11 protein-coding genes are annotated in these 12,959 nt (G+C 72.4%); 4 read left to right on the forward strand and 7 right to left on the reverse strand.

Annotation, left to right across the window (positions count from 1 at the left end):
* Window positions 1-33 precede the first annotated feature (33 nt).
* Window positions 34-546 carry a rhodanese-like domain-containing protein gene (locus tag ACFV9H_RS27085; protein ID WP_385402944.1) on the forward strand — a complete coding sequence of 171 codons (513 nt, stop codon included), beginning with the start codon at window positions 34-36 and terminating at the stop codon, window positions 544-546.
* 146 nt (window positions 547-692) lie between these two features.
* Here the strand turns inward: ACFV9H_RS27085 and ACFV9H_RS27090 are convergent, their stop codons facing one another.
* The 4 genes from ACFV9H_RS27090 to ACFV9H_RS27105 all read right to left on the reverse strand — a co-directional run bounded on the left by ACFV9H_RS27090 (window position 693) and on the right by ACFV9H_RS27105 (window position 6,773).
* Window positions 693-2,396, reverse strand: a complete 1,704-nt coding sequence (locus ACFV9H_RS27090; RefSeq protein ID WP_385402946.1) for a DUF885 domain-containing protein — start codon at window positions 2,394-2,396, stop codon at window positions 693-695.
* A 146-nt stretch (window positions 2,397-2,542) separates the two neighbouring features.
* On the reverse strand, window positions 2,543-4,027 hold the full coding sequence (locus ACFV9H_RS27095; protein ID WP_385402948.1) for a GNAT family N-acetyltransferase: 1,485 nt from the start codon (window positions 4,025-4,027) through the stop codon (window positions 2,543-2,545).
* Window positions 4,028-4,133: 106 nt separating this feature from the next.
* A complete protein-coding gene (locus ACFV9H_RS27100) occupies window positions 4,134-5,702 on the reverse strand; it encodes an alkaline phosphatase D family protein (RefSeq protein ID WP_385402951.1) in 1,569 nt (522 codons plus the stop codon).
* Window positions 5,703-5,921: 219 nt separating this feature from the next.
* Window positions 5,922-6,773, reverse strand: a complete 852-nt coding sequence (locus ACFV9H_RS27105) for an alpha/beta fold hydrolase (RefSeq protein ID WP_385402953.1) — start codon at window positions 6,771-6,773, stop codon at window positions 5,922-5,924.
* Between the two features lie 287 nt (window positions 6,774-7,060).
* Between ACFV9H_RS27105 and ACFV9H_RS27110 the strand changes: the two genes are divergently transcribed.
* Window positions 7,061-7,831, forward strand: a complete 771-nt coding sequence (locus ACFV9H_RS27110; protein WP_385402956.1) for a GntR family transcriptional regulator — start codon at window positions 7,061-7,063, stop codon at window positions 7,829-7,831.
* A gap of 197 nt (window positions 7,832-8,028) precedes the next feature.
* Here the strand turns inward: ACFV9H_RS27110 and ACFV9H_RS27115 are convergent, their stop codons facing one another.
* The 3 genes from ACFV9H_RS27115 to ACFV9H_RS27125 form a co-directional block, all read right to left on the reverse strand.
* Entirely contained in the window at window positions 8,029-9,186 is a 1,158-nt protein-coding gene (locus ACFV9H_RS27115) for an ROK family transcriptional regulator (protein ID WP_385402958.1), read from the reverse strand.
* A 101-nt stretch (window positions 9,187-9,287) separates the two neighbouring features.
* Entirely contained in the window at window positions 9,288-9,938 is a 651-nt protein-coding gene (locus tag ACFV9H_RS27120; RefSeq protein ID WP_385402960.1) for a response regulator, read from the reverse strand.
* Window positions 9,939-9,942: 4 nt separating this feature from the next.
* Window positions 9,943-11,121 (reverse strand): sensor histidine kinase, encoded by a 1,179-nt coding sequence (locus ACFV9H_RS27125; RefSeq protein WP_385402962.1) that lies wholly within the window; start codon window positions 11,119-11,121, stop codon window positions 9,943-9,945.
* A gap of 108 nt (window positions 11,122-11,229) precedes the next feature.
* Between ACFV9H_RS27125 and ACFV9H_RS27130 the strand changes: the two genes are divergently transcribed.
* Window positions 11,230-12,141 carry an ATP-binding cassette domain-containing protein gene (locus ACFV9H_RS27130; protein WP_385402965.1) on the forward strand — a complete coding sequence of 304 codons (912 nt, stop codon included), beginning with the start codon at window positions 11,230-11,232 and terminating at the stop codon, window positions 12,139-12,141.
* A 30-nt stretch (window positions 12,142-12,171) separates the two neighbouring features.
* The gene (locus tag ACFV9H_RS27135; RefSeq protein ID WP_385402968.1) at window positions 12,172-12,921 is read left to right on the forward strand and encodes an ABC transporter permease; all 750 of its coding nucleotides are present in this window, start codon (window positions 12,172-12,174) and stop codon (window positions 12,919-12,921) included.
* Window positions 12,922-12,959: the final 38 nt, after the last annotated feature.

The following is a 12,959-nucleotide window of genomic DNA, read 5'->3' on the forward strand; positions in this document are numbered from 1 at the left end:
CGAGGTTGATCAACAAATCATAGATTTCCAGTCATGACGACGACGCAGAACACCACTTCCCCCGCCGCCACCAACCCCGTGCTCCGGGTGCCCCCGGCCTCCCCGGCCGCGGCCGCCGCGTACTTCGGCGCCAGCCTGGCCTTCCACGCGGACGTCTCGGACGTCGCCGCCGCCTTCAAGGCCCACCGCGAGCAGGGTGCCGAGCTCGGCTTCCAGTTGATCGACTCCCGCTCCACCCCGTCCTGGGACCAGGCCCACGTGCCCGGCGCCATCCACCTGCCCACCGCCCTCATCCCCGAGCAGGCCGAGCGGCTCCTCGACAAGAACGTGCCCGTGGTGACGTACTGCTGGGGCCCCGGCTGCAACGGCGGCACCCGCTCCGCCCTGGCCCTGGCCGAACTCGGCTTCCAGGTCAAGGAGATGCTCGGCGGCATCGAGTACTGGATCCGCGAGGGCTTCGAGGTCGAGACCTGGGAGGGCAGCCGGCAGCGCCCGGAGGCCGACCCGCTGACCGCGCCCACCGACTCGGACGACTGCGGCTGCTGAGGTGTGTGACTTACGAGCCGTGCGCGGCCCGGGCGGCGCCCGAGGTATACGTGGCGCACGCGACGCACGAGGCCGGCGCGGACGGGCCGCTCACTCCAGCGGGAGATGAGCGGCCCGTTCGCCGTCTCCGGCGGGCTCCGGTGCCCTCAGAGCTTGGACAGCTCGTCCACCAGGTCGTCCAGACCCAGCGAACCCTGCGACAGCGCCGCCATGTGCCAGGCCTTCAGGTCGAAGGCATCGCCGCGCGCGGCCCGCGCGTTGTCGCGGCCCAGCAGCCAGGCCCGCTCGCCCAGCTTGTACCCGATCGCCTGGCCCGGCATCGACAGGTAGCGGGTCAGCTCGCTCTCGACGAAGTCCCCGGGCCGGCCGCTGTGCAGGCCGAAGAACTCCTGCGCCAGGTCCACCGTCCACCGCTCGCCCGGGTGGAACGGCGAGTCCGCCGGGATCTCCAGGCCCAGGTGCATGCCGATGTCCACGATGACCCGCGCCGCGCGCATCATCTGGCAGTCCAGGTAACCCAGGCGCTGCTCCGCGTCCTTGAGGTAGCCCAGCTCGTCCATGAGCCGCTCCGCGTACAGCGCCCAGCCCTCGGCGTTGGCGCTGACGAGGCCGACGCCGGCCTGGTAGCGGGAGAGCTGGTCGGCGACGTGCGTCCACTGCGCGAGCTGCAGGTGGTGGCCGGGAACGCCCTCGTGGTACCAGGTGGAGACCAGGTCGTAGACCGGGAAGCGGGTCTGACCCATGGTGGGCAGCCAGGTGCGGCCCGGGCGGGTGAAGTCCTCCGAGGGGGAGGTGTAGTACGGGGCCGCGGCGCCGCCCGGCGGGGCGATCCGCGACTCCACCTTCCGGACCCGCTCGGCGAGTTCGAAGTGGGTGCCGTCGAGGTTCTCGATGGCCTCGTCCATGATGCCCTGGAGCCAGGCCTGGACCTGGTCGACGCCCTCGATGTGGGTGCCGTGCTCGTCCAGGTGCTTCAGCGCCTCCCAGGGGCCGGCGCCGGGGAGGATCTTGGCCGCCTCCGCCTTCATCTCGGCGAGCAGGCGGTGGTACTCCGACCAGCCGTAGGCGTACGCCTCGTCCAGGTCCAGATCGGTGCCGTTGAAGTAGCGCGACCAGCGGGCGTAGCGCTCGCGGCCCACGGTGTCCGGCTTGCCCTCGACGGCCGGGGCGTACACGTCGCGCATCCAGTCGCGCAGTTCGACGACGGTGGCGGTCGCGGCGGCGGCCGCTGCGGCCAGTGCGGCGCGCAGGGGGTCGGGGCCGCCGGCGGCGAAGTCCTCGAAGAAGGCGGGCTCGTTGCCCTCCTGGCCGGCCCAGGTGGTGAGCTGGCCGATCATGGTGGCGGTGGCGCGGGGGCCGGCGTACAGGCCGCGCTCCAGGCCGAGGGCGAGGCTCTCGCGGTAGCCGGCGAGGGCGGCGGGTACGGCGCGCAGCCGCTTGGCGATGGCCGCCCAGTCCTCGTCGGTCTCGGAGGGGGTCAGGGTGAAGACCTCGCGGACGGAGTGCACCGGGCTGTGGATGTTGCTGACCGCGCACAGGTCCTCGTCGGCCTCGTGGACCGCGAGTTCGGCGGTCAGGCGCTCCCGCAGCAGACGGGCGCAGCGTCGCTCGGCATCGCTGTCGGCGCCGGGCAGCCGCTCGGCGGCGTCGAGGCGGGCGAGGGTGGTCCGGGCGAGTTCGGCGACGGCCGCGCGGCCGGCCGGGGAGAAGTCCGGGAGTTTGGAAGAGCTCTCGGCGACACCGAGGTAGGTGCCCGTGATCGGATCGAGGACGATGAGGTCGTCGACGTACTGGTCGGCCACCTGGCGGGGCAGCCGGGAAGCGCTGCCGTTGTGGAGGATCTCTGACATGCGGCCATCTTCGTACGTGAAACGGGCCCACGTCATCACCGTATGACGTCAGTCTGCTGACTCGGGCCGCAGCGCGGTCACGCCCACGACCCGCACGCGGTGTTCGGCGCGGTACGGGTCGTGGCACGGGACGACGGGGCGCCCGGTCAGTGGTGGTGGCGCGGAGGCCGCGGTTCGCGCCGCGGGAGCTCGTGGGCACCCTCGTGGGTGACGTCGTACGGGAGCCGAGAGCTGACGGGGGTCGCGTCCAGCCGGGCCGTGATCACCAGGGTGCCCTCCTCGATCTGGTAGTCGAGGGGGAGGCCCAGCCCGCGCATGGCGGCGACCATTCCGGTGTTGGCGGCCTGGGTGACGGCGTACACGCTGTCGCACCCGGCCTCGACGGCCATCGCGACGAGTCGGCGCAGCAGCTCGGAGCCGATGCCGCGGCGCTGCCAGTCGTCCTCGATGAGCAGCGCGACCTCGGTCTCGTCGCCGTCCCACAGGAGGTGGCCGAGGGCCACGAGCTTGCCGGAGGCGGTGGTGGCGGCCAGGGTGCGGCCGAACCGGGGGCTGAGCAGGTGGCCGAGATAGCGGTCGGCGTCGGCGACGGGGCCGTGGTAGCGCAACGACAGGGTGCGCTCGGAGCAGCGATCGTGCATCGCGCGGGCCGCCGCCAGGTCGGAGCCGTCGGCGCGGCGGACGGTGATCTCGTTGCCCTCGGGCAGGGTCAGTACGTCCAGGGCGCGCGGGACGCGGGGGCCGAGGCGGGCGTCGAGCTCGACGAGGGCGCGGGCGCGGGCGAACTCGGTCGGGGTGAAGGGCAGGTAGGGCCGCTCCACGGTGATCGCGCCGCCCGAGGGGTCGCGCAGCCGCATGACCGTGGCCTCCAGGACCCCTTCGACTGGGGCGTCGGCGCCCGCGTTGGGGCGGCCGGAGAGGGTGGTCGCCGGGATCGAGTGGATGGTGCAGCGGCCGAGCAGCTGGCGCAGTGCGAGGGGCAGCTCGGCGGCGTCCAGGGCGGTGCGGGTGGCCAGACCCAGGACGCGGGTCGGGGTGTCGACCAGGTCGTGGGCGTCGGCGCGTTCGATCCAGGTGCTGTGGCCGCCGGCCAGGGAGACGGCGCGGGTCAGGTCGGCGGAGGCCAACTGCTGCGGGGCGCGCAGCAGGAACTCGTCGACGGTGCCGCCCTCGGGGAGCGGGTGCGTCTGGAGGGTCAGGATGTCGACGCCGTTGCGGGCGAGGGCGGTGCAGAGGGCGGCCAGCGAGCCGGGCTCGTCCCGTACGGTCGTGCGCATCCGCCAGAGGGCGGCGGACGGCGCGCCCGCGGTGGGGGCCGTGCTCGCACCCGCCACGGTGCCCGCGTTCCTGCTCGCGACCCCCGCCAGGGCCGCCGGGGCCGCCGCCGGGGTGGTGTCCGGCGGCGGCGCATGGCTGTGGCGCCGTGCCCACCAGGTGTGGAAGGCGGCGGTGACGAGGAGCGCGACGGCCGAGGCCACGAGCAGGACGGGGCCCCTGGGGCCGTGCACGACGAGATTGGCGATGGCGTCGGCGACCGCGACGGCGCAGAAGAGCGCGGCGAGTTCGACGACGTCACGGCGCCAGTGGTGACGGTGGGGACGCTGGGCGGAGGCAAGATCACGGTCAGTCATGCACACCACTGTGGCGCAAGGGTGTTGCGTGATCGCGAACGCTCTGTGACCGACTGGTTAAGTGTCCATCTGGTCGATTTCATCCAGTTTTACTGGGTATTTTCGGCTACTGGCCCACGCGCCCGGGCTGGAGGGTTTTGGTGAACAGTACGCCGCCTCCCTGGCGCCGCAGACGGACGGTGAGTTCCCCGCTGCCGCCGTCGATGTCGACCTCGCCGTAGTACGGAGGGTTTTCGGACGGGGACATGTTGGCGAACGGCGCCGACTGGACGAAGGCCGTCTCCGGGCCGAAGGTGGCGTCGAGCCGCCCGGCCGGGAAGCCGCCCGCGCCGATCGGGCCGGAGACGAACTCCCAGAACGGCGCGAAGTCGGCGAACGCGGCCCGCTCCGGCGCGTAGTGGTTGGCGGCGGTGTAGTGCACGTCGGCGGTGAGCCAGAGGGTGCCGGTGATGCGCTGGTGCTTGATGTGGCGCAGCAGTTCGGCGATCTGGAGCTCGCGGCCCAGCGGGGCGCCGGGGTCGCCCTGGGCCACGGCCTCGAAGTCGGTCGCCCCGTCGGGGACGACGATGCCGAGCGGCATGTCGGCCGCGATGACCTTCCAGGTGGCCCGGGAGCGGGTGAGCTCGCGCCGCAGCCAGGCCAGCTGCTCGGGGCCGAGGATTCCGATCGGGTCCTCGGTCCGGGTGCCGGGGGAGTTGGCGTTCCGGTACGTGCGCATGTCGAGGACGAAGACGTCGAGGAGCGGGCCGTAACGCATCACGCGGTACATCCGGCCCTCGGCGCGGCCGCCGCGCAGGTCGGTGACGGGGAAGTACTCGCCGAATGCCTGGCGGGCGCGGGCGGCGAGGGTGTCGGCTTCGCGCACCGTGTAGCGGGGGTCGTCGATCAGCTGACCCGGGTACCAGTTGTTGCGCACCTCGTGGTCGTCCCACTGGGCGAGGACGGGGACCCGGGCGTTGAAGTCGCGCAGATTGCGATCGAGCAGGTTGTAGCGGAAGTTCCCGCGGAACTCGGCGAGGGTCTCGGCGACCTTCGACTTCTCCTCGGTGGTGACATTGCGCCACGTCGTGCCGTCGCGGAGGGGTACGGAGGGCTTGATCGGGCCGTCGGCGTAGATCGTGTCCCCGCTGAAGAGGAAGAAGTCGGGGTTGCGCAGGCGCATCTCCTCGAAGACGCGGTAGCCGCCGAGGTCGGGATTGATGCCCCAGCCCTGACCGGCCAGGTCCCCCGACCACAGGAAGCGCACGTCGTGGCGGCGGGAGACGGGGGTGGTGCGGAAGCTTCCGTGGACCGGCTCGGAGGTGCGGCGAGGGTCGTCGGGGTCGGCCAGCACCACCCGGTAGTGGATCTGCTGCCCGGGTGGGAGGTCGCGCAGGACGGTCGTCCCGGTGAAGTCACCGGAGGGGCCGAGCAGCGGCCCGCGGTGGCGGCGTACGGCGTAGCGGAACGCCTCGCTCGGGGAGGTCTCCACGTACATCCGCGCCGGGCGGTCGGAGCGGGTCCACACGGTGGCCGAGTGGGCGGTGATCTCGCCGGATTGCACGCCCCAGAGCGCGTTCGGCCGGCCGGAGCGGGCGAAGGCGGGGGCGGCGAGCGCCGGAGCGGCGAACAGTGCGGAGGACAGGGCGAGGGAACCGCCGATCAGGGACCGTCGGGTGCGCGGCATCGGTGCCATCGGTGCGTCTCCAGGGGCGGGCGGGGGTGGGTCGGACCAGCGTGCCGCCGCACCCCGGCCCGGCCGCATCGCCCACGCGAACCGGGGATGAACAGCCGCCGGCCGCTCAGCCGTTCAGCCCTCCGGTCCGTCAGCCCTCCGGTCCGTCAGCCCTCCGCTCCTTCGCCGCTTTGAACGTTCAACGCTTCGGCGGCTCCGCTCCGCGTCGGCGGGCCGCGGTCAGGCTGCCACGAGGTGGCGGCTGCGGGCGGTGTCCAGGATCACCCGGGAGACGAGCGCCGGATCGTCGTTCATCGGGACGTGGCCGCAGCCCGGGAGCCGGACCAGTCGGGCGTCGGGGATGGTGTGCTTGGCCCGTACGCCCTGGCGGCGCAGCAGCAGCCGGTCGCGAGTGCCCCAGGCGATGGTGACCGGCAGGCCGGGAACGTCTTCGGTGAACCGTACGGACCCACCGGCGGCCAGGGTCGCCTCGAAGCCGGTGGCCTCGCGCAGGGCGAGGGTCTCGGCGACCACGGCCTCGGGCGAACGGCGGGCCGGGCGGGCGTAGATGGTGCCGGTGAGTGCGGCCCGGCCCGTGGCGCCGCGCGAGAGCCGCTCCAGCGCGGGGCGGGGTAGTGCCTTGGCGCCGGCGCGCATCGCGAGGAGGGTGGCGAAGGCGTAGCGGCGTTCGCCCTCCGTCCAGAACCCGGCGGGGGAGAGGGCGGTGACCGAGCGGGCCAGACCGGTCCGACCCATTTCGAGCGCGAGCAGTCCGCCGAGGGAGTTGCCCGCGACGTGCGGGCGCTCGACACCGAGGGCCGCACAGAGCGCCCCGAGCGCCGGGGGCACGGTGGCCAGGTCGTAGGGAACCCCTTCGGGCAGCGGCTCCGAGGCGCCGAAGCCGGGCAGGTCGACGGCGATCACATCGTGCTCGGCGGCCAGGACGTCGATCACCGGGTGCCAGGCCTGGAGGTGGTGGCCGATGCCGTGCAGCAGGAGAAGTGGTTCGCCCGCGCCCTTGCGCTCGTAGGCGACGGTGGCGGTGCGGGGGCCGAGCGGCGAATCGATCGTGAAGGAGACCGTGGCGGTCATGCTGCTCCTCGTCGGTTGGACGCGTGTGAGACAGGCTGTCAGTAGTGCCACCGTCATGATTACCGTCCGGTAGCCCTTGACTACAAGCCTTCGGCTCATACGAGAACATCCCGTGAACGGCTTGATGCGTATGCCCGATCTGCCCGGTGCAGGGGTGAGCATTGGTCTTGACCAAGGGGGTGCGCCGTCCTATCGTCGCAGGGATAGTGCAGGAACCTTTAATAAACAAAGGCGCGGAACTGCCGCTGGAACACACGGCGAGTGCGGCGATGGCAGGAGGAGTCAGGGTGGGGACCACGCAGCTCGAAACGGTGCCGGAGCCGAAGTACTGGCACCTCAAGACCGTCCTCAGCGAAGCGCTCGACCAGGACTTCGCCGTCGGCGAGGTCCTGCCGAACGAGCGTGAGCTCGCCGCCCGTTTCGGCGTCGCCCGCGCGACCCTGCGCCAGGCACTCGAACAGCTGGAGCTCGAAGGCCGGCTGCAGCGCCGCCGCGGGGTCGGAACCACCGTTGCCCCGCCGCGCGTCGGTGTCGCCGTGGGCACCGCCGGGCACAGCTGGCCCGGCGAGCACGTCGACGGCTGGGAACCGGTGGACGCGGCCGAGACCCTGCCGTCCGCCGCCGTGTTGAAGCTGCTGGGTACCGGCGGGGCCTTCGCCGCCGACGAGCCGGTCCACACCGTGCGCCGGACCCGCGTCACCCAGGGTCAGGCCGTCGCCGCCGAACTGCTCTACGTCCCGGCCGCCTCGGTGCCCGGTCTCACCGCCATCGAGGCCTCGGCCGGCCCTACCCGTGCCCGCGCCGTCCTGCGCGAGCTGCAGCGGCTGGTCCTCGACGGCCAGGACCGCTCGGTGGAGCTCGGCTCCGCGCGCGCCGACGACGCCAAGGAACTGGACCGGCTGCCCGGCGCGCCCGTACTCCTCGTCACCACGCGCTACTTCACCGCCGCGGGGACCGCGGCGGTCTCGGTGGCCACCTACCGCGCCGACACCTGCCGGCTCACCTTCGGGGACTCCGGCGACGTCGAGATCACCCACGAGCCGCGCGTCGCCTCCTGACGCGACCGGCCGATCCACCGGCCGATCCCCGACCGGCCGATCCCCGACCGGCCGATCCAGCAGCCGGCCGATCCACCGACCGGCCGCTCGGCCGTCGGTGCCGAGCTTCGAGTTCCGGGTGCGGCCCGGGTCCGACAGTCGCCGGGCCCGGGCCGCGCCGGCATGTGCGGCGCGTGTTCCGGCCGCGCGGGGCGTGGTCAGCGGCGCCGGGCCGTGACCGTCTTCTCCACCGCGAAGAGCTCTTCCTCCACGTGGTCCAGCGCGAGGCGAAGCGCCCCGGTGGCCACCGCCGCCTCGCCGAGCAGGGAGAGGGCCACCTTCGGCGGGCGCAGGCAGTAGCGCTCGAGTTCCCGTCGCAGGGGATCCAGGACCCCGTCCAGCCCGGCTGCCCAGCCGCCGACCACCACCAGCTCCGGATCCATCGCCAGGACCAGCGCCGCGACGTCGTGCACCAGCCGTTGCAGGAACCGCTCCACGGCGGCCACCGCCCGCTCGTCGCCCCGTTTGGCCATCGCGAAGACCTCGGCCACCGCCGGCTCGTCCAGCGGATGCAGGGGCTCCCCGGTGGTCGACAGCAGCTTCTCGGGCGTGACCTCACGGCCCAGCAGGTGCAGGGCGCCGATCTCGCCGGCCGCTCCGCCGAAGCCCCGGTGGAGCCGGCCGCCGATCAGTGAGCCGGCGCCGGGGCTGAGCCCCGCCATGACGAACACGATGTCGTCGGTGTCCCGCGCGGCCCCCTTCCAATGCTCGGCGACCGCCGCGGCGTTGGCGTCGTTCTCCACCTGCACCGGACAGCGGAACGAGCGCTGCAGTCGTTCCCCCAGCGGTAGTCCCGTCCAGCCGGGCAGGGCGGTGCCGAGGCGGACCGTGCCGTCCGCTTCCACGATCCCGGGGCTGCCGACCCCGACCGCGCGCAGGGAGTCCCGGGGCACCCCGGCCCGGCGCAGCAGATCCGCCACGGCGGAGCGGACCTTCTCCAGCCGCTCGTCGGCGGACGCCGATTCCGCGACGTCCTTCGTGCCCGCGCCGATGACGCGTCCGTCCAGCCCGGAGAGCAGCACGGCGACGCGGTGCGAGCCGATCTCGATGCCCAGCAGGTGCCCCGCCTCGGCCCGGAAGCGGAACCGCCTCGCCGGTCGCCCCTGCCGGCGGGCGCCTTCCTCGGCATCGGCCTCGACGACCAGCCCGGTCGCGATCAGCCCTTCCACGACCCCCTCGACGGTCGGCCGGGAGAGCCCGGTCACCCGGGTGAGGTCGGTGAGGGTAGGTGCTTGGGCCGCGCGCAGCGCCCGGAGCACCACGGCGGAATTGATCCGCCTGAGCAGAGAGGGATCTCCGCCGGTCAGCTGCCCCAACGTGTGTCCTCCCAGCTAGCGGCCCTGTCAGCCGGATCGTACTGCGCGCCCGGTGCTGCGGCGAGAACCAGCCCCTCATCGGCCGGAACTCATCGCTCCACTCAGGCCGGGGCGACGAACCCCGATTCGTACGCCATGATCACGGCCTGGGTCCGGTCCCGCGCCCCCAGCTTCGCCAGAATCGCGCTGACGTGGGACTTCACCGTCTCCGCTCCGACGATCAGCCGGCCGGCGATCTCCACGTTGGTCAGCCCCTGGGCCATGAGCCGCAGGACCGCCTCCTCGCGCTCGGTCAGGGCCGCCCGCTCCAGCACGGCCCGGGCCTGTCGGTTTCCGTACTCCGCGGCCAGGGCCCGCACGGCAGCGGGGAAGAGCAGCGTCTCGCCCTCCGCCACCAGCCGCACCGCGTGGACGATCTCCGAAGGACGGGCCCGCTTCAACAGGAACCCGTCCGCGCCGGCCCGCAGAGCCTCGTAGACGTACTCGTCGTTCTCGAAGGTGGTGACCACGAGGATCTTCGGTGGGGAGTCCACCGTCTTCAGGATCGCGCGGGTCGCCTCGATCCCGTCGAGCAGCGGCATCCGTACGTCCATCGCCACCACGTCGGGCCGCAGCTGCCGCACGAGCGGGACCACTGAGGCACCGTCGGGCGCTTCGCCCACCACCTCGATGTCGGGCTGGGCTTCCAGGACGGCGCGCAGACCCGCGCGCACCAGGGGTTCGTCATCGACGAGCAGTACGGTAACCGGCATCCGGTCAGCGTATTCGCTCCAGCGGAAGCCGGGCGCGCACCCTCCAGTTGCCCTCGTGCGGCCCGGTCTGAGCCTCTCCGCCGAGCAACGCGGCCCGCTCCCGAATGCCGCGCAGACCGGAACCGCGGCCGGTCATCAGCGTGGGCTCCGTCGGGAGCGGGTTGGTGACCTCCAAATCCAGTCTTCCCACGGCCACTTCGATCCGCACGCGGACCGGCACCGGCCCGCTGTGCCGCAGTACGTTGGTCAGGGCCTCCTGCAGGATCCGGTACCCCTCCCGCGTCACCGGCCCCGGCAACTTCTCCAGTGGGCCGGACAGTTCGGCGTCCACCGGGGCACCGGAAGCGCGAGCGGACTCCAGCAGCCGGTCGGCGTCGGCCAGGGTGGGCCGCTGGGAGGGAGGCTGCGCGGACTCCCGGAGCACCATCAGCACCCGCTCCAGGTCCTCCATCGCGGCCCGGCCGGTCTCCTCGATCGCGCACAGCGCGCGCTCGGTGAACTCCGGATCGCCCGCGGCCCGGGCGGCACCCGCCTGGACGACCGCCACGGTGAGTGCGTGCCCAATGGAGTCGTGCAACTCCCGGGCTATCCGCGTCCGTTCGAGCAGCTGCTCCGTCCGCGCCTCCAACGCGCTGAGGCGCTCGGCCGCCGAAGGCCCCAGGAGCCTGGTGGCTATCGCGGTAACGGCTTCGCCGAGCAGGACCACGATCACCAGCAGCAGGACCAGCGGCACCGGCACGAGGAGCAAGGCCGCCCAGCGCGGCGGGACGAAGGGCAGGAGCACGTCGTCCGACCCGAGGTCGCGCCCGGCGCCGGTGAGGGCGAGCTCCAGCGCCATCACCGGCAGCCACACCGTCGCCAACATGGCCGCGCCCGCCAGCACGAGACGTATCTCCAGCCAGGCGACCGTCCGCCAGCGGTCCCCCCAACGCGCGGACGGCGCGGTGCTGATGGAACCGTCGTGCCGGCCACGCTCCTGCGGGGTCAGCAGGAACTGCGCCTGCAGCCCCTCGGCCAGCCGCACCCAGGGGACCAGCCCGAAGGGAGCGACGATCAGGGCGGGCATCCACGGCCACGCGGGCTCTATGAACATCCAAATGGAGACGATCAGGATCGGAATGAGCAGATGCAGCCAGCGGGAGTACGTGACCCCACGGAGGGGAGCACGAAGCAATCGGTACATGCCCTCATCGTGACAGCCGGCGGCCGGCCACCGTCTCCCCCACGTGGGGGAGACGGTCCCCCCACGTGGGGGAGGGCAGGGGGTGGGGGCGACGGCGAATCTTGAGGCATGAACACGATCGAGATCCGAGAACTGACCAGGGAATACGGCGCCACCCGTGCCGTGGACCGCCTCACCTTCGACGTTCTGCCCGGAGGGGTCACCGGCTTCCTGGGCCCCAACGGCGCCGGCAAGTCGACCACGATGCGGCTGCTGTTGGGCCTGGACCGGGCGACCTCCGGCACGGCCACCATCGGCGGCCGGCAGTTCACCACCTTCACGGACCCGCTGCGCCAGGTCGGAGCGCTCCTGGACCCGCAGTCCATCCACGGCGGACGCACCGCCCGCGACCACTTGCGCGTACTCGCTGCCTCGAACCGGATACCGGTCAGCCGGGTGGACGAGGTACTGGAGCAGGCCGGGCTGGCCGCTGCGGCCAAGCGCCGGGTGAAGACCTTCTCCCTGGGCATGCGTCAGCGTCTGGGAATCGCCGCCGCGCTGCTGGGAGATCCCGGAGTACTCCTGCTCGACGAGCCGACCAACGGGCTCGACCCCGAGGGGATCATCTGGATCCGCGAGCTGATGCGCGGCCTCGCCGCCGAGGGCCGCACCGTCCTGGTCTCCAGCCACCTCATGTCCGAGACGTCGACGTTGGCCGACCACCTGGTCGTGCTCGGCGCGGGCAGACTGCTGGCCGACACCTCGATGGAAGAGTTCATCGACGCGCGCAGCACCCCCAAGGTGCGACTGCGCACCACGGACCCGATCCGGCTGCGGGCCGCCCTCGCACGGGACGGCTTCGAGATGGTCGGCGCCGACGGCGGGCGCTGGACCGTCGACGGCATACAGGCGGAACGGCTCGGCAGCATGGCCGCCCGGGAGGGGATTCCCATTCTGGAGCTCTCCGACGAGCGCGCTTCGCTGGAGCAGGCCTACCTGGACCTCACCGCCGACCACGCCCAGTTCGCCGCCACCCACTGACCGTCCCCCCTCTTTCCAGGAGGCTCCGCCATGAGCACCGCTCTGCCCACCCTGCCCGTCCTGCACTCCGAGTGGATCAAGATCCGGTCCCTCCGGGGCACCTTCTGGTCCTTGATATCCATCCTCCTCGCCACCGTGGCGATCCAGGCCCTGACGGCCGCGGCGATAGGCCAGGCAGAGGAGAGCAGCATGGGGCAGGACCCGCTGCTCGCCGCCTTCTACGGACTCAACTTCGGTCAGATAGCCGCCATCGCCTTCGGCGCGACCGCCTTCTCCGCCGAGTTCCACAACGGCGCCCTGCGCACCACCTTCACCGCTGTGCCCCACCGCACCCGGTTCTACTTGTCGAAGATCTCGATGGTGGGCGGACTCGCCCTCGCCGTGGGGCAGATCACCGGGTTCCTGACCTTCGTGGCCGGCCAGGCGTTCATGGGTCCGTACGCCCTGGAGCTGGGCGCCCCGGGCACCGTGCGGGCGATCGTCGGAAGCGGCCTCTACCTGACCGTCATGGCTCTGTTCTCGGCGGGGCTGACGGCGGTGCTGCGCAGCGGGGTGGCCGTACTGAGCCTCCTCATACCGTTCGTCCTCATGGTGTCCTTCATCGTCGGTGAGGCCGTGGGTGGGCTCGGCCAGTTCATGCCGGACCGTGCCGGGCAGATGGTGATGCGGATCGAGCCGCACGGTGACCTCGGTCCGTGGACCGGGCTGGGTGTGATGGCGCTCTGGGCGGTGGTCGCGGTAATCGGTGGCTGGATCGCGGTGCGCCGCCGGGACGCGTGACGGCGGGCCAGTTGTCAGTGGGGGTCGGGATACTGACG

This window comes from Streptomyces sp. NPDC059874 (genome assembly GCF_042731135.1).
GTDB lineage: Bacteria > Actinomycetota > Actinomycetes > Streptomycetales > Streptomycetaceae > Streptomyces.